Origin of the sequence: Yinghuangia seranimata (assembly GCF_029953285.1) — a bacterium.
Taxonomy (GTDB): domain Bacteria; phylum Actinomycetota; class Actinomycetes; order Streptomycetales; family Streptomycetaceae; genus Yinghuangia; species Yinghuangia seranimata.
Map to the genome: position 1 here is coordinate 34,691 of NZ_JASAOI010000007.1, position 13,771 is coordinate 48,461.

18 protein-coding genes are annotated in these 13,771 nt (G+C 74.3%); 12 read left to right on the top strand and 6 right to left on the bottom strand.

Features of this window, described 5'->3' with window-relative positions; translation table 11 throughout:
- Positions 1 to 34: 34 nt before the first annotated feature.
- Together QI554_RS04430 and QI554_RS04435 are read right to left on the bottom strand one after the other, a co-directional pair.
- The gene (locus QI554_RS04430; RefSeq protein WP_281466041.1) at positions 35 to 1,237 is read right to left on the bottom strand and encodes a carboxylate-amine ligase; all 1,203 of its coding nucleotides are present in this window, start codon (positions 1,235 to 1,237) and stop codon (positions 35 to 37) included.
- A 36-nt stretch (positions 1,238 to 1,273) separates the two neighbouring features.
- The gene (locus QI554_RS04435; protein WP_281466043.1) at positions 1,274 to 1,558 is read right to left on the bottom strand and encodes an EF-hand domain-containing protein; all 285 of its coding nucleotides are present in this window, start codon (positions 1,556 to 1,558) and stop codon (positions 1,274 to 1,276) included.
- Between the two features lie 135 nt (positions 1,559 to 1,693).
- Between QI554_RS04435 and QI554_RS04440 the strand changes: the two genes are divergently transcribed.
- The 7 genes from QI554_RS04440 to QI554_RS04470 all read left to right on the top strand — a co-directional run bounded on the left by QI554_RS04440 (position 1,694) and on the right by QI554_RS04470 (position 7,257).
- Positions 1,694 to 2,035 (top strand): DUF3040 domain-containing protein, encoded by a 342-nt coding sequence (locus QI554_RS04440; RefSeq protein WP_281466045.1) that lies wholly within the window; start codon positions 1,694 to 1,696, stop codon positions 2,033 to 2,035.
- Positions 2,032 to 2,214 (top strand): hypothetical protein, encoded by a 183-nt coding sequence (locus QI554_RS04445; RefSeq protein ID WP_281466047.1) that lies wholly within the window; start codon positions 2,032 to 2,034, stop codon positions 2,212 to 2,214. The genes QI554_RS04440 and QI554_RS04445 overlap by 4 nt, the downstream gene beginning before the upstream one ends.
- An 86-nt stretch (positions 2,215 to 2,300) precedes the next feature.
- Positions 2,301 to 2,624, top strand: coding sequence for a plasmid stabilization protein (locus QI554_RS04450; RefSeq protein WP_281466049.1), 324 nt, complete (start codon positions 2,301 to 2,303; stop codon positions 2,622 to 2,624).
- Positions 2,625 to 2,885: 261 nt separating this feature from the next.
- The gene (locus tag QI554_RS04455; protein WP_281466051.1) at positions 2,886 to 3,800 is read left to right on the top strand and encodes a SigB/SigF/SigG family RNA polymerase sigma factor; all 915 of its coding nucleotides are present in this window, start codon (positions 2,886 to 2,888) and stop codon (positions 3,798 to 3,800) included.
- Positions 3,797 to 4,306 carry an ATP-binding protein gene (locus QI554_RS04460; RefSeq protein WP_281466053.1) on the top strand — a complete coding sequence of 170 codons (510 nt, stop codon included), beginning with the start codon at positions 3,797 to 3,799 and terminating at the stop codon, positions 4,304 to 4,306. Before QI554_RS04455 ends, QI554_RS04460 begins: the two co-directional genes overlap by 4 nt.
- A gap of 43 nt (positions 4,307 to 4,349) precedes the next feature.
- Positions 4,350 to 4,703 (top strand): STAS domain-containing protein, encoded by a 354-nt coding sequence (locus QI554_RS04465; protein ID WP_281466055.1) that lies wholly within the window; start codon positions 4,350 to 4,352, stop codon positions 4,701 to 4,703.
- Positions 4,696 to 7,257 carry a SpoIIE family protein phosphatase gene (locus QI554_RS04470; RefSeq protein ID WP_281466057.1) on the top strand — a complete coding sequence of 854 codons (2,562 nt, stop codon included), beginning with the start codon at positions 4,696 to 4,698 and terminating at the stop codon, positions 7,255 to 7,257. The genes QI554_RS04465 and QI554_RS04470 overlap by 8 nt, the downstream gene beginning before the upstream one ends.
- A 69-nt stretch (positions 7,258 to 7,326) precedes the next feature.
- Here the strand turns inward: QI554_RS04470 and QI554_RS04475 are convergent, their stop codons facing one another.
- Positions 7,327 to 7,731, bottom strand: coding sequence for an STAS domain-containing protein (locus QI554_RS04475; RefSeq protein WP_281466059.1), 405 nt, complete (start codon positions 7,729 to 7,731; stop codon positions 7,327 to 7,329).
- A 135-nt stretch (positions 7,732 to 7,866) separates the two neighbouring features.
- Here QI554_RS04475 and QI554_RS04480 point away from each other — a divergent pair, with 135 nt between their 5' ends.
- Positions 7,867 to 8,205: a helix-turn-helix transcriptional regulator gene (locus tag QI554_RS04480; protein WP_281466060.1), complete on the top strand. Its 339-nt coding sequence runs from the start codon at positions 7,867 to 7,869 to the stop codon at positions 8,203 to 8,205.
- Positions 8,206 to 8,267: 62 nt separating this feature from the next.
- Here QI554_RS04480 and QI554_RS04485 read toward each other — a convergent pair whose 3' ends face one another.
- Both QI554_RS04485 and QI554_RS04490 read right to left on the bottom strand, forming a co-directional pair.
- Positions 8,268 to 8,699 carry a hypothetical protein gene (locus QI554_RS04485; RefSeq protein ID WP_281466062.1) on the bottom strand — a complete coding sequence of 144 codons (432 nt, stop codon included), beginning with the start codon at positions 8,697 to 8,699 and terminating at the stop codon, positions 8,268 to 8,270.
- Positions 8,700 to 8,793: 94 nt separating this feature from the next.
- Entirely contained in the window at positions 8,794 to 9,312 is a 519-nt protein-coding gene (locus tag QI554_RS04490; protein WP_281466064.1) for a hypothetical protein, read from the bottom strand.
- A gap of 184 nt (positions 9,313 to 9,496) precedes the next feature.
- Between QI554_RS04490 and QI554_RS04495 the strand changes: the two genes are divergently transcribed.
- Positions 9,497 to 9,946 carry an SRPBCC family protein gene (locus QI554_RS04495; protein WP_281466066.1) on the top strand — a complete coding sequence of 150 codons (450 nt, stop codon included), beginning with the start codon at positions 9,497 to 9,499 and terminating at the stop codon, positions 9,944 to 9,946.
- Positions 9,947 to 10,025: 79 nt separating this feature from the next.
- Here the strand turns inward: QI554_RS04495 and QI554_RS04500 are convergent, their stop codons facing one another.
- Positions 10,026 to 10,877 (bottom strand): DUF1206 domain-containing protein, encoded by an 852-nt coding sequence (locus QI554_RS04500; protein WP_281466068.1) that lies wholly within the window; start codon positions 10,875 to 10,877, stop codon positions 10,026 to 10,028.
- A 182-nt stretch (positions 10,878 to 11,059) separates the two neighbouring features.
- Between QI554_RS04500 and QI554_RS04505 the strand changes: the two genes are divergently transcribed.
- From QI554_RS04505 to QI554_RS04515, 3 genes are all read left to right on the top strand, one after another.
- On the top strand, positions 11,060 to 12,067 hold the full coding sequence (locus tag QI554_RS04505) for an SDR family NAD(P)-dependent oxidoreductase (RefSeq protein WP_281466069.1): 1,008 nt from the start codon (positions 11,060 to 11,062) through the stop codon (positions 12,065 to 12,067).
- 33 nt (positions 12,068 to 12,100) lie between these two features.
- Positions 12,101 to 13,288, top strand: a complete 1,188-nt coding sequence (locus QI554_RS04510; protein WP_281466072.1) for a zinc-dependent alcohol dehydrogenase — start codon at positions 12,101 to 12,103, stop codon at positions 13,286 to 13,288.
- A gap of 204 nt (positions 13,289 to 13,492) precedes the next feature.
- Positions 13,493 to 13,663, top strand: coding sequence for a DUF5670 family protein (locus QI554_RS04515; RefSeq protein ID WP_281466074.1), 171 nt, complete (start codon positions 13,493 to 13,495; stop codon positions 13,661 to 13,663).
- The last annotated feature ends 108 nt before the right edge of the window (positions 13,664 to 13,771 follow it).

The following is a 13,771-nucleotide window of genomic DNA, read 5'->3' on the forward strand; positions in this document are numbered from 1 at the left end:
CCCCGCGCCACCGATCATGCGGCGGCGCGCCGCGCTACTCGGCGGTCTGCGGTACGACCCTGGCGACACGGACCGGCGGGGCCTCCAGCGGGCGTCCCAGCAGCCCGGCGAACCTGGGGTCGGCCAGCGCGCTTCCGGCCTCGCTCTGGGTGGCGAGCATGTCGACGACGTCCTGCGGGCTCCGGTGCCGCCGGTACGCGACGCGCTGCCGCAGGGCGCCGTCGCCGTGCCGCAGCACCGCACGCAGCAGACCCGCGGTGGTGTCGAAGTCGCCGGACGCCAGCAGTCCTGGCCGGGCGCGCAGCAGCAGCGCGCGGGCCAGCCGGCGGGCGGGGACGAGTTGGCCGGTCGCGGGGTCGACGCCCTTGCCGGTGAGGCCGTCGCGGGCGGCCCGCCAGTGGGCGGCGCGCAGCAGTTCGTCGGGGACGGCGGGTGCGGCGCGGTCGGCGCGCACGTCGTCCAGCAGCGCGGCGCACAGGCCGCGGATGAGGGCCGCGGTGAGGACGGTGATGGCGACGTCGGAGCTGGTGTCCGCGACGCGGATCTCCAGCGTCGGGTAGCGCTCGGACAGCCGCGCGTACCAGTAGACCATCCCGCGGTCGAGCAGGGTGTCGGAGTCGACGAGCGCGTCGACCGCGTGGTCGTAGGCGGCGGCGTCGGCGAACGCCGGGGTCGGCGCGACGGTGGGCCACTGCGCCCAGCGGACCATGCGCCACGCCGCGTAGCCGCTGTCCCCGCCGTCACGGAACGGCGAGTTCGCCGTGAGCGCGTGCACGGTGGGCAGCCAGGGCCGCAGGTGGTTGGCCACCCGCACGGCCTCCTCGCGGTCCGGGATGCCGACGTGCACGTGGCATCCGCACACGCCGTCGCCCAGGTCGGCCACGAGGGCGGCGAACCGCTCGGCCATGCGCCGGTATCGGCGTCCGGCCGTCAGCGGGACCGGTCGGGATCCGGGCAGGACGGCCGTGCCGCCGGCGGCGATCCGGCAGTCGGCGAAGGCCGCCGCGGCGGCCGCGCCGCGCCGCATGCCGACCAGGTCGCGCAGCAGCGCCGCCAGCGTCGAGGCCGGTCGGCTGGCCGCCTCGACCTGGGTGCGCAGGAACTCCGGGTGGAGCCGGTCGCCCAGCATGTCGCGGCCCCAGGCGAGCACCTCGGGCGCACGCGGGACAGCCCGGCGCGTCATCCGGTCGACGAGGAAGAACTCCTCCTCGACACCGACGGTGAGTGTGCTGGTCATGCACCGTCGCTACCCCGCGCGGACCGGCCTTAACGATCACCCGCGGTGGGTTCCCGCCGTGTGCTCGCGGGACTGCGGCCGACCGGCGGCGGCGTCCGGCGAGCCGGCCAGCAGTGCGGTGAACTCCTCGAAGTCGATGTTGCCCGAGTGGTCGGCGTCGTAGGCCCGCATCAGCTCCTCGGCACCGCCGCTGGGCGCCGGGCGCCCCAAGCGGTCGAGCGCGGTGAGGAGTTCCGCGGCGGTGATGTAGCCGTCGTGGTCCCTGTCGACGGACTCGAAGACGCTCTGGAATCGATGGAAGTCGCCCGGTACCGCGGTCATCACGTGGTCCTTCCCAACAGCGGACGGTTCGCGGAGCGGCTACCCGACCACGCAGCGCGCAGTCCTCGCGGCCGTGTCGCGGGCCCGAACCGGGGTAGCGGCCGGGCGTTCGACGGAGGGCTACGAATGCCGGAGATGAGTGCCATGGAGAGCTCGGGACTCTCGCCTCGGGAGGCACAGGCCTTGGCACAGATCGAGGCCGAACTGAGCGCGGACACACGTCTGGCGCGGATGCTGGGCGCCATGCGGCTGCGTGGTTTCGCGCGCGTCCGGTACGCCGTCACACACCCGCGCGGCCACGTCATGTTCGTCCTGCTCACAGCGTGCTTCGCCCTGCTGGTGGCGGGCGCGCGGACCGGATCCCCGGCCGTGATCGGGGTGTTGGGCGCGCTCTGGATCGTCACGTTGGCGCTCGGGCTGCTGCTGATCTTCCGCTGGGTGCGCCGCTACGCGAGTCAGCGAAAGGAACCGTCATGACCGTCCCGTTCCCGTCCGACCCCGACACGCAGCCGCCTGGACCGGGCCCGTTCCCGACGCCCGACCCGCGGCCGCAGCCGCCGCCGGACCCCGGTCCGCTGCCGAACCCCGAACCGGACCCCGCGCCCGACCCGGCGCCGGCGCCCGCTCCTGAGCCGAAGCCGGCACCGCATACGTGAGGCACCTGCGGGTAGCGGCCCCGCGCGCCGATCAATCCGACGTGACCACCCCGAAGCGACCACCCCGACGAGAGGCGGCGAGCAGGATGCCCCGCGGCTCGAGCCCGAAGCGCGAACGCCAGTACGAGCACATCAAGGAGAGCGCCTTGGAGCGCGGTGAGTCCACCGAACGCGCCAAGGAGATCGCCGCCCGCACCGTCAACAAGGAACGCGCCCGCTCGGGTGAGTCCCGCACCGCGAGCAGGTCCTCAACGCACGACATGTCCTCCGGCCGTCGCGGCGGCCTGCGCTCGCACTCCGGCTCGGGCGGCCCGACGTACGACCAGTTGTACGCCGAGGCCAAGCGCCGCAACGTCAAGGGCCGCTCCTCGATGCGCAAGGCGGAGCTGGCCCGCGCCCTCGACGACTGAGTCAAGGCACAGCCGGGCGTCCGGTGACCGTGTCACACCGCCCGGAAGGGGGTAGGGGCGCTAATGAGACCGGTGAGCCCGTACGGCCCGGTCGCCGGGTGGAATATGTCCGCCCGCCAGGCACTCTTGTGCCGGGTCACCGCCCGCCTGAAGCAGTCGGGTGTCCGGAGGCCTTCCACGGTGAACCGCACGCATTCGGCGCCGCGCGCCGGTGCGGGAGACGCGGACCCGTGGGCCCCGGATCCGCAAGGAGCCGACATCATGTCCGCGAGCTCCGCTTCGGCGGTCCTTACCGCGTGTCCCCGCTACACCCGAGCCGAACTCCGCCGCATGTCCAAGGACGAGGCCCGCGCCGCGAGCGACGAGCTGCTGCGCGAGCTGCGCGCTCTCGACCCGGCCGACCCGTTGCACGGCGAGATCCGTGCCGCGGTCGTCGAACTCAACATGCCCCTGGTCCGGTACGTCGCCCGCGCCTTCTCCCACCGCCGCGAGCCGTACGACGACATCCTGCAGACCGGCGTGGTGGGTCTGCTCAAGGCGGTCGACGCGTACGACGTCGACCGCGGCGTGGCGTTCCCCAGCTACGCCCTGCCGACGATCTCCGGCGAGATCAAGCGGTTCTTCCGCGACACCTCGTGGCCGGTGCACGTCACCCGCGGCCTGCAGGAGCGGTTCATGGCCGTGGCACGTGCCTCGGACGAGCTGGAGCAGGCCGTCGGGCGCGAACCGACGGAGGCCGAGGTCGCCGCGCGGCTCGGCCTCACCCCGGCCGAGGTCCGCGAGGGCCGCGAGGCCGGGCACGGCTACCTGGTCGACTCGCTCGACCTCGGCACCCGCGTCGACTCCGACGGCGAGGGCGGCCCGCAGGCCCGCACCCCGCTGGCCGACCGGCTCGGGTACGACGACGACGAGCTGGACCTCGTGGACTTCCGCGTGTCGATCGCGCCGCTGCTGTCCGCGCTGCCGTACCGCGAGCGCCGCATGATCGAGATGCGGTTCTGGCACGACCTGTCGCAGCGTGAGATCGCGCGGCGGCTCGGCATCTCGCAGATGCACGTCTCCCGGCTGCTCAGCACGACGCTGCAGCAGCTGCGGGTCATGCTGGAGGAAGATCCGTCCACGACCGGCCCCGAGTCCGTGAGCCACGCCCTCGGGCCGCCAGGAGCTGCGGCATGACCCCACGCGATGCATTCGACCCGGTCGTCCGCACCATGGTCGACGACGCGCGCAAGCTCGTCGTCGACCTGGACGGCTCGGCCGGGTCGGTGCGCGCGGCGCGGCAGGTGGCGGAGGACTTCCTCGCCGACCTGCCGAAAGGCCCGCCCGTCGCCCCTGACGGCGCCGCGGCGGGCTTTGTCTCGGGCACCACCGGGTCAGCCAGGAACGACGCGCTCCTGGTCGTCGCGGAACTGGTGTCCAACGCCTGCCGGCACGCGCCCGGCCCGTGCCGCCTGACCGTGGAGTGCAGCGCCGACGAGGTGGAGGTGGCCGTCCGCGACGACGGCCCCGACTGGCTGCGGCTGGGCGCCACGGAGCTGCACACCGGCTACGGGCTGCTGATCGTGACACGGCTGACCGGCGGCATCCACGTCCTGCCCTCGGGCCCCGGCAAGGTCGTGTTCGCGGCGGTGCCGCTCCGCGGCGCCGGGCCCGGTCTCGGCGACGGGCCTAGTCTTGGGTGAGGGACGGCGTCCCGAGCGGGGTGCCGTGCCGCGGAGGGTAAGTATGGCCGCGTCCTATGGAACCGGCGGCGGGCGTCCGCGCGCCGCCGACGACGGCTGGACCGTCGTGGAGGTGCCCGGCGACCTCGACTTCTACTCCGCGCCGGACTTCGCGAAGTACCTGGGCGGGATCGCCGCGGCGGGGGCGCGGCGCCTCGTGATCGACATGCGCGATGTGGCGTTCATGGACTCCAGCGGGCTGCGCGTGCTGCTGAACGCCGCGCGGGACCTGCGCGAGAACGGCGGCGCGCTGCGCCTCGCGGCGCCCGACGAGCAGGTGCTGAGGCTCATCGAAGTGACCCAGGTGGGGCCGCTGCTCCCGACCTACCGCGACGTCGGGTCGGCGTCCGGTGACTGATCTCCCGCCGACCGCGCCCTCCGCCGAGGAGCGCGCGTCGCGCGACCCGCCGGGCGACGGCACGGGGCAGTCCTCCCGCGGCGAGACCGAGGTGCTGACGGAGACCATCGACCGGCTGCGCGCCGAGGTCTCGGGGCTGCGGCGGGCGATGCGGTCGCGCGGCGTCATCGAGCAGGCGAAGGGCGTGCTGATGGCGCGCATGTCGTGCTCGGCCGACGAGGCGTTCGCGTATCTGGCGACGGTGTCGCAGCACGACAACGTGAAGCTCGTGGACGTCGCGGCCGGTGTGCTGGGCGTGGCGGCCCCCGACACGCGGGACGGGCACGACCTCGAGGACGCGCCCACCGAGGACGCGCGGGACTCCCGGGGCCCGCGGGACGCGGAGCGCGCACGGCGCGGCGTCGTGCCGCACTCCCCCGCCCGCATCCCGCCCCGCGTCGACCTGGCGCGGGGCGCCCCCGAGGCGCGCGACCCGCAGCCGCCCGCGACGTTCGCGGCGCGCTACCACGTCGCCGCGTCGGCGCTGGCCAGCGCGGCGGACACCGGCGAGCTGGCCCGGCTGCTGCGCCGGGAGGGCGTCGCGGCGCTGGGCGCGCACGCGGTGGCCGTCGCCCGCCTGGAAGCCGACGGCGGCCTGCGTCTGGCGGGCACGGACGGCGTACCGGAGGCGCAGGTCAGCGCGTGGCACCGGATCCCGCCGCAGACCGCGCTGCCGCTGAGCGACGCCGTCCGGTCGGGGCGGCCTGTTCTCGTGCGGGACCGTGCGGAGTTCACCGCGCGGTACCCGCTGCCGGGCGGCGAGCCGCTGATGCCCGGCGAGAGCCTGTGCGCACTGCCGCTGACCGCGCCGGACGGCGGCGTCGTCGGCGCGCTGGCGGTGTCCTGGCCGAGGCCGACCGAGGCGTTGGACGACGCCGACGCCATGACGTACCTGACGGCATTGGCGGGGTTGTGCGCGCGGGCCCTCGCGCGGCTGACCGCGTGGACGGCGTCGTCGGCCGAGCCCTCGCAGGGCGGCGACCGGTGGTTCCGCTCGCTGTTGGACGCGCTCCTGGACCCGGTGATGATCCTCGCGCCGGTGCACCGGGCGGACGCCGAGGACGACGCCGACCGCGTCGAGGACTTCCGCGTCGAGTACGCGAACACCGCGACCGTGGACCTGGCGGGGCGTACCGCCGAGGACATGGTGGGCGGGCGGATGTCCGAGCTGTACCCGGGCATGGTCACGTCGGGCGTGTTCGCGCAGCTGTTGGAGGTGCAGGCGACCGGAACGCCGTACGAGGGCGTCGCCGAGCAGTTCGTCGAACTGGTCGGCGGCACGCTGCACTCCTCCACGATGACCCTGCGCGCGGTGCGCTTCCTCGACGGCCTCCTGCTGAGCTGGCGTATCCACGACGTCGGCGAGCGCCAGGCGGCACAGCTCGCGCAGGCGCAGCGGCTGGCCCACATCGGCACGTGGCACTACGACGTCGGGACCGGCGAAGTGGTGTGGTCTCCCGAGATGTTCGCGATCACCGGCCTGCGGCCCGCCGACGGGGCGCCGAGCCCGGGCCGCGCGGCGGCGCTGGTCGACGGGCGGACCCGGGCCGCCATCACCGCCGCGTGGCACGAGCTGTTGACCGAACACCGTCCGCAGACCGTGGAGTTCCTGATCACCCGTCCGGACGGTGGCGCGCGCACGGTGCGGGTGGCGGCCGGGCCGGCCCCGGGGCCCGCCGACGAACCGGTGCTCGCGGTGAGCGGCGTCCTCCAGGACGTGTCCGCGTGGCAGCGCACCCGCGCCGCCCTCGCCACCGCGCGCAGCGAGCTGGTCGAGGAGCGCGGCCGTACGGAGGCGGAGCACGACCTCGTGCGCGCGCTCCAGCAGGCGCTCGTGCGGTCGCCGGACAGCTATCCGGAGCACGTCCGGTTCGCGGCGCACTACGTCCCGGCGGAGTCGGCCGCGCGGGTCGGCGGGGACTGGTACGACGTGGCGGGCCTGCCCGACGGCCGGGCGCTCGTCGCCGTCGGGGACGTGTCCGGGCACGGGCTGACCGCGGCCGCCGGGATGACGCAGTTGCGGCACGCGCTGCGCGGTATGGCGTATACGGGCGCGGATCCGGCGAAGATCCTCGGCTGGCTCAACGTGATGCTGTGCCACCAGCGCGCGGACTACATCGCGACAGCCGTCTGCGGGCACCTCGACCCGGCCTCCGGTGTCCTGACGTGGGCGCAGGCGGGGCACCTGCCCCCGCTGCGCGTCCGGGTCGGGACGGCGGACGTGCTGACCCCGCCGCCCGGCATGGTCCTCGGCGCCGCCGCGGAGGCCGAGTACCGCTCGGCGACGGTGTCCCTGGACCCGGGCGACATCGTGTTGATGTACACCGACGGCCTGGTGGCGCACCGGGGCGGCGGCCTGGGGCGCGGGCTCTCCCAGCTGCTGAGCACCGTCCGGGAGGGCCCGACGGACGATCTGCAGGCCTGCGTGACACATGTGATGCGGCACTTGGGGGCGCCGAATCCGCGAGACGACACGTGTCTGGTCGGGTTCCAGGTGCCGCAGACGGACGGCTGACCGCCCCCGTCCCGGACAGCCGCAGTGTGCGGGGGCTTCGTGGGCCGGGGCGGGCGCGGTCCGGGCGGGTCAGGACGTGCCGCGCCGTCCGCCGCCCCCGGCGTCCGCGCCGGTGTCGGGCGCGATCATGAACAGCCGGGCCGTGCCGGTGATGTGCAGCAGGCTGTCCACGGTCCTGCCGGTCCGCAGGGTGAGCTCTCCGCCGTGCGCCGCCACGGCGCGCCGGGCGTGCAGGAGCACGTGCAGGCCACTGCTGTCGCAGAACGTCACGCCCGACAGGTCGATGACCAGCACACCGGGCTGCCGCTTGAGCGCGGCGTCGACGGTGGCCCGCAGCTGCTCCGCGCTGTCGCGGTCGAGCTCGCCGGCCACGAGCAGGCGCACACCGTCCGCGTTGTCGGCGGTCTCCACACGGAGGTCGCCGCGTGCGGGTGCGGTGCGGTCGCTCCCCCGATCGCGCGGTCGATGCGGCATTGGTGGCGACCCCCTCGGGGTGCGCTTGACGATTCGGTTACTCCACCTTGCGCCCGGGGCTCACATATGGTCAACAGTTTCCGGAAATGGATTTCCGGTATTCCGGGACCGGCTCCGGGCTCGTACGATGGACGGGTGAGCGAGTCCGTCGAGACCACGACGGCACGCTGGACGTTCCTGACGAACCACGCCCGCGTGCTGGCGATGGTCGCCCGCGATCCGTTGATCCGCGTCCGCGACATCGCCGCGAGCTGCCTGCTGACCGAGCGGACCGTGGGCGCGATCCTGGCGGACCTGGAGGCGGCCGGCTACCTGCGCCGCTCCAAGGTCGGGCGCCGCAACGCCTACACGGTGGTCCCCGAAGGCCCGCTGCGTCACCCCGCCGACGGCGGGCGTCCCGTGGCCGAGATCCTGGGCGTGGCGGCCGCGGGCATGGAGGAGCGCGACGGACGCGGTGAGCATCCGTCGCGCTGAAGCCGCTTGCCGACGTCTTGTGAAGTCCCCTGGGTGGACGGCCGCGTAAGTCCGCCGCACGCCTATCGAGTACGCGCCAGGCGCCGCGCCTCGTCCGCGATCACTGTTGTCGCGTACGTCCGGAAGTCCGCACCCGCGCCCGGGGTATAGGTGTCGATCGCGCGCCGCAGGCCGCGGCGGGCGATCCGGTGGGCGTGTTCGCCGCCCGACATGCCCGGCCGCAGGCCGAGCAGTTCCGCGGTGACCGCGTCCGCCGTCGGTTCGTTGAGCTCGGCGACGCACACGCGGAACCGGCTGTACGCGGGGCTGATCGGCTGCAGTGTCCGCAGCCGCGCGAGAAGCCGCTCGGTGAGCACGGCGACCTGGTCGTCGTCCAGCGAGGTCCGGGCCACCCGGGCGAACTCACGTACCCGGCGCACCCGGTCGTGGTGGCTGCGGCTCAGCACCGCCGTGTCGGTACGGTCGGGGCCGCGATGAGGTGATGGCCAGAACATGGGGTGTCAACTCCTTCTGGCACGCCGCTACCCGCGTACCGGTGATTGACCCCCGGACGGCCGTCGCCTCGGGCCGGGCTCAGCGGCCGCGGCTCTACACGCCGTGCCGCAGCGCGGTGTTGCCCCTGCGCGCCCACCGCTCCTCGACCGTCTGGCCGTCGCAGAGCTCGTCGTACATGCGGTCCCGCAGCGCCAGGTACTCGTCGACGATCCGGTCCGCGCCTCCGCCGGGCCAGGCGTCGTCGCGCAACGCCGGGAAGATGTCGCGGCGTTCGTGGAGCAGCAGGCCGTCGGCCGCCGCGGCCGCCTCGTAGACCTGTTCCAGGAAGCCGTCCCCTCCGGGTGCGATCCGTTCGGCCGTCCCGAGGAAGCCGTTGATGTGCGTGTTCTCGCGGACGGCCGCCTCGACCCACGCCGAGCGTTTGGGCACCTGCCGCTGGATGGCCGGGTAGAGCGTGCGGTGCTTGGCCGCGGCGGTCGCGCGCCACATGCGGGACGCGCGCCCGAAGAGCTCGACGGCGTCCTCGGGATGGGACCGCCAGCGCGCGATCAGGTACCGCAGGGCGTCGTTCTCGCCGACCATGCGGTCGTACGCGGAGCTCTGGGCGGGCATGGCTTACCTCCCTGGGGTGGGGGCCTTCAGGGCTTCACTGGGTATCTACCCGGGACGTTCCGGACGATGTACGGGAGGGTTTCCGGACGCTTCATCCGCCGGATCGCGGGCAGCGCGCACACGTGCCCGCCGACCGCGCGGGCCGGGACGCCCTGTGTGCCATGGGGCGGATGGGAGGCGTGTGATGACCACGGTCGAGGAGTCGGTGGAGATCGAGGTGCCGGTGCGGGCCGCCTACGACCAGTGGACGCAGTTCGCGGAGTTCCCCAGGTTCATGGACGGTGTGGAGCGCGTCGACCAGCTCGACGCCACGCACACCCACTGGGTGACGAAGATCGACGGCGTCCAGCGGGAGTTCGACGCGGAGATCACCGAGCAGATCCCGGACGAGCGCATCGCGTGGCGCAGCCGCACGGGCCCCCAGCAGGGCGGTGTGGTCACCTTCCACCGGCTGGAGGACAACCGCACCAAGATCATGCTCCAGCTCGAGCACGACCCGTCGGGCTTCGCCGAGACGGTCGGCGACAAACTCGGCTTCGTCCGCCGCCTGGCGCGCCGCGACCTGGACAGGTTCCGGGAGTTCATGGAACTGCGCGACGGCCGCACGACGGGCGGCTGGCGCGGCGAGGTCTGACGGACGGGACGCACGTGCGGCGGCGCGCGGCCGAGGCCCGCGCCGCCCGCGTCACGCTCGCCGCGGCGGTCCGGCGCCGTCAGACGCGGCGCCAGCGGACCATGGCGAACGAGAGCAGGCCGAACAGCATCAGGCCCACTGCGACGGCGGCCAGGAGCGGCGGTCCGGCCGGGGTGTCCGCGAAGCTGCGCAAGGTGTCGTCGAGGCCCTTGGCCTTGTCCGGGTCGTACTTGGCGGCGGCGACCAGCACGAACAGCCCGGCCGCCGCGTAGACGGTGCCGCGGCTCGTGCCGCCCGCGATGCCGAGCGCGTCGACCGTGCGCCTGGTCCCGGCCGACATCTCGCCGAGCTTGAGGTGGTCGCGGTAGGTGCGGCGCAGCGCGCGGACCGCGAGGCCGATCCCGACTCCCACGACCACGAGTCCCGCCGCCGCGACCAGCCAGCGTCCGCCGGGCATGTCCAGCGCCTTGGCGGTGGCGTCCTTGGACTGCTGGTCCGACGACTTCTCCCCGGAGCCGCCCTGTCCGTCCGAGCGGCCGGCGGCGAGTGAGAGGACCGAGCCGGCGGCGACGGCGTAGAAGGCGAAGCGCGCGAGCGACAGCAGCCGTTTCCCCGCCTTCCTCCCGCCGCGGCCCGCCGCGCCGAAGACGGCCTCGGAGAGCCGCCACAGGGCCATGCACGCGAGGCCGACGCCGAGCGCCCACACCAGTGCCCCGCCGAACGGCTGCTTGGCCAACTCCCGTACCGCGCCGCCCCGGTCGGCCTGTCGGCCCGTGTCGCCGAAGGCGATCCGCAGGGCCAGCACGCCCACCAGCAGGTACACCGCGCCACGTGCCGCGAGCCCGGCGCGCGCCGCCGTGGCGATCGCGGAATCCCCGGCTCCCGTCGGCCGCGTGGCACGGCGCCGCGAGCGGGCCGTCGTCGTCCTCATCGTGAAAGAGACCTTCCTGTGTCTCTTCGTGGCTGCCCGGGACGCCGGGTTCGATGCGGACGCTTCACCGGTGCCCCGCCGCGGGCCGCGGGCCCCGGCGGATCCCGCACGGAGGTTTCTTGACCGGGAGGCCGGACAGCCGCCCGCATGTCAGGCCGTTCACATCCCCTCTGGAGGTGGCCATGGCCGGCCCCACCGCGCGTGCGTACGCGAGGCGCGGAACCGCGTGGTTCCGCGACCGGACCGCGCTGGTCACGGGCGGCTCACGCGGCCTCGGGCTGCTCGTCGCGCGTGAACTCGCGGCCCTCGGCGCCCGGGTCGCCGTCTGCGCCCGGGACGAGGCCGAACTCGCCCGCGCGGCCGACACCGTCCGCCTCGACACCGGACGCACGGTGTCCACCCACCGGTGCGACGTGAGTCGCCCCGACGACGTGGAGGCGCTCGTCGCCGAGCTCGGCGACCGGTACGGCGGCGTCGACGCGCTGGTCAACAACGCGGGCATCATCTCCGTCGGCCCGGTCGAGTGCACTTCGCCCGACCAGTACGAGGCCGCGATGGACGTGATGTTCGCCGGCCCGATGCGCCTGACCCTGGCGCTGCTGCCCGGCATGCGGGCCCGCGGCGACGGCCGGATCGTCAACATCACGTCGCTGGGCGGACGCGTCGCCGCGCCGCACCTGCTGCCCTACAGCGCGGCCAAGTTCGCCGCCGTGGGGTTCTCCGAGGGGCTGCGCGCCGAGCTGGCGGGCGCCGGGATCGCGGTGACGACCGTGCTGCCCGGCCTTATGCGCACCGGCTCGTACCGCGCGGCGCGCTTCGGCGGCCGCCACGAGCGCGAGTTCGCGTGGTTCGCGGCCGCCGCGTCGCTGCCGCTGCTGTCCATGGACGCCGAACGCGCCGCCCGCGCCGTGGTGCGGGCCGCCGCCCGTGGCCGGCCCGAGGTGGTCCTCACCGTCGCCGCGAAGGCCGCCGTCCGCATGCACGGCCTGGCCCCCGCGACGACGGTGCGGATGCTCGGCCTCGCCGGACGCCTCCTGCCCGCTCCGCCCGACGACGACACGGCCGCCGCGGCCGGCGCCGACGTGCCGGGCACCGTCGCCCGCGCCTTCGGCCAGCCGGCCTGGTCGCGGCACCTGACCGGGCTGGGTGAACAGGCCGCCCGGCGCTGGAACGAACCGCACGGCGTCTGACCCGCGCCCCATGTCCCCCGACGGGAGTCCCCCGTGAAGGCCCTCACCTGGCAAGGCCACCGCGACGTCCGCGTGACGTCCGAACCCGATCCGGCGATCACCGAGCCCACCGACGCGCTCGTCCGCGTCACGTCGACCGGGATCTGCGGCTCCGACCTGCACCTGTACGAGGTGCTCGGGGCGTTCCTGACGCCGGGCGACATCCTGGGCCACGAGGCCATGGGCGTCGTCGAGGAGGTCGGCCCGCAGGTCGCGTCGCTGCGCGCGGGCGACCGCGTGGTCGTCCCGTTCAACGTCTCGTGCGGCACGTGCGCGATGTGCGGGCTCGGTCTCCACTCGCAGTGCGAGACCACCCAGAACCGCGACCAGGGGACCGGCGGCTCGCTGTTCGGCTACACGAAGCTGTACGGGCAGGTCCCCGGCGGGCAGGCCGAGCTGCTGCGCGTACCGTTCGCCGACCACCTGCCCATCAAGGTCCCCCAAGGCCCGCCCGACGACCGGTTCGTGTTCCTCTCCGACGTGCTGCCCACCGCGTGGCAGGCCGTCGAGTACGCGGACGTCCCCGAGGGCGGCACCGTCGCCGTACTCGGGCTGGGCCCGATCGGCGACATGGCCGCGCGCATCGCGCTGCACCGCGGCGCCAAGCAGGTTTTCGGCATCGACCTGGTGCCCGAACGCCTGGACCGCGCGGCCGCGCACGGCGTCGACGTCCTGGACCTGCGCGACCGCGCCGACATCGCCGCCGCGGTCCGCGAACGCACCGACGGCCGCGGCCCCGACGCGGTCATCGACGCGGTCGGCATGGAGGCCCACGGCGCACCCGTCGCCAAGGCCGCGCAACGCCTCGTCGCCGTGCTGCCCGACCGGCTCGCCGAACGCGTCATGCGCAAGGCCGGTGTCGACCCGCTGTGCGCGCTCTACACCGCGATCGACATGGTCCGGCGCGGCGGCACGATCTCCATCGTGGGCGTGTACGGCGGCATGAACGACCCGCTGCCGATGCTCACGCTCTTCGACAAGCAGATCCAACTGCGCATGGGACAGGCCAACGTGCGGCGTTGGGTGGACGACCTGATGCCGCTGCTCGACGCCGAAGACCCGCTGGGGACCGAGCAGTTCGCCACCCATCACCTGCCGCTGACCGACGCGCCGGAGGCGTACGAGATGTTCCGCGACAAGCGCGGCGGGGCGGTGAAGATCCTGCTCGAACCGCAGGCCTGAGCGGCCGCGGCAGGGCCCTGGCCGCCGGCCGCCGCCGAGGCGCGGGCGGCCCCTGATCCCCTGGCCCGGCGGACCCTGGGAGCTGCGGCAGTCCGCCGGGCCGGGGCCTTTCCGCCGTCTGGTCACGGCCTGTCGCCCGGGCGCATGCGCTGGCGCGTCGAGGCTGCGACGCATGGATGTCCTGGTCGCGGGCAGCGGAGGGTTATGGTCCCTCTTCTGATCGTCCTGCTGTTGGCGCTGCTGCTCTTCGGCGCCGGGTTCGCGCTCCATCTCCTGTGGTGGATCGCCGTGTTCGTGCTGGTTCTCTGGCTGCTCGGGTTCTTCTTCCGGGGCGCGGGGACCGGTCGCTCCCGAGGACGCTGGTACCGGTGGTAGCCGGCCGGCGGTGCGGGGCCGCACAGGTTCCGCGCCGCCGTGGAGCAGCGCCACCGCACCGCGACCGTCGCACCGGTCACACCTGTCACGCCGCAGTCGTTTCGGATC

Bases quoted from the DNA above. Each gene is read 5' to 3' on its own strand.
- QI554_RS04475 (WP_281466059.1), bottom strand. From the start codon at position 7,731: ATGCCGCATCGACCGCGCGATCGGGGGAGCGACCGCACCGCACCCGCA.
- QI554_RS04485 (WP_281466062.1), bottom strand. From the start codon at position 8,699: ATGTTCTGGCCATCACCTCATCGCGGCCCCGACCGTACCGACACGGCG.
- QI554_RS04515 (WP_281466074.1), top strand. From the start codon at position 13,493: ATGGTCCCTCTTCTGATCGTCCTGCTGTTGGCGCTGCTGCTCTTCGGC.
- QI554_RS04440 (WP_281466045.1), top strand. From the start codon at position 1,694: ATGAGTGCCATGGAGAGCTCGGGACTCTCGCCTCGGGAGGCACAGGCC.
- QI554_RS04500 (WP_281466068.1), bottom strand. From the start codon at position 10,877: ATGAGGACGACGACGGCCCGCTCGCGGCGCCGTGCCACGCGGCCGACG.
- QI554_RS04495 (WP_281466066.1), top strand. From the start codon at position 9,497: ATGACCACGGTCGAGGAGTCGGTGGAGATCGAGGTGCCGGTGCGGGCC.
- QI554_RS04460 (WP_281466053.1), top strand. From the start codon at position 3,797: ATGACCCCACGCGATGCATTCGACCCGGTCGTCCGCACCATGGTCGAC.
- QI554_RS04465 (WP_281466055.1), top strand. From the start codon at position 4,350: ATGGCCGCGTCCTATGGAACCGGCGGCGGGCGTCCGCGCGCCGCCGAC.
- QI554_RS04505 (WP_281466069.1), top strand. From the start codon at position 11,060: ATGGCCGGCCCCACCGCGCGTGCGTACGCGAGGCGCGGAACCGCGTGG.
- QI554_RS04490 (WP_281466064.1), bottom strand. From the start codon at position 9,312: ATGCCCGCCCAGAGCTCCGCGTACGACCGCATGGTCGGCGAGAACGAC.
- QI554_RS04445 (WP_281466047.1), top strand. From the start codon at position 2,032: ATGACCGTCCCGTTCCCGTCCGACCCCGACACGCAGCCGCCTGGACCG.
- QI554_RS04435 (WP_281466043.1), bottom strand. From the start codon at position 1,558: ATGACCGCGGTACCGGGCGACTTCCATCGATTCCAGAGCGTCTTCGAG.
- QI554_RS04430 (WP_281466041.1), bottom strand. From the start codon at position 1,237: ATGACCAGCACACTCACCGTCGGTGTCGAGGAGGAGTTCTTCCTCGTC.
- QI554_RS04450 (WP_281466049.1), top strand. From the start codon at position 2,301: ATGCCCCGCGGCTCGAGCCCGAAGCGCGAACGCCAGTACGAGCACATC.
- QI554_RS04455 (WP_281466051.1), top strand. From the start codon at position 2,886: ATGTCCGCGAGCTCCGCTTCGGCGGTCCTTACCGCGTGTCCCCGCTAC.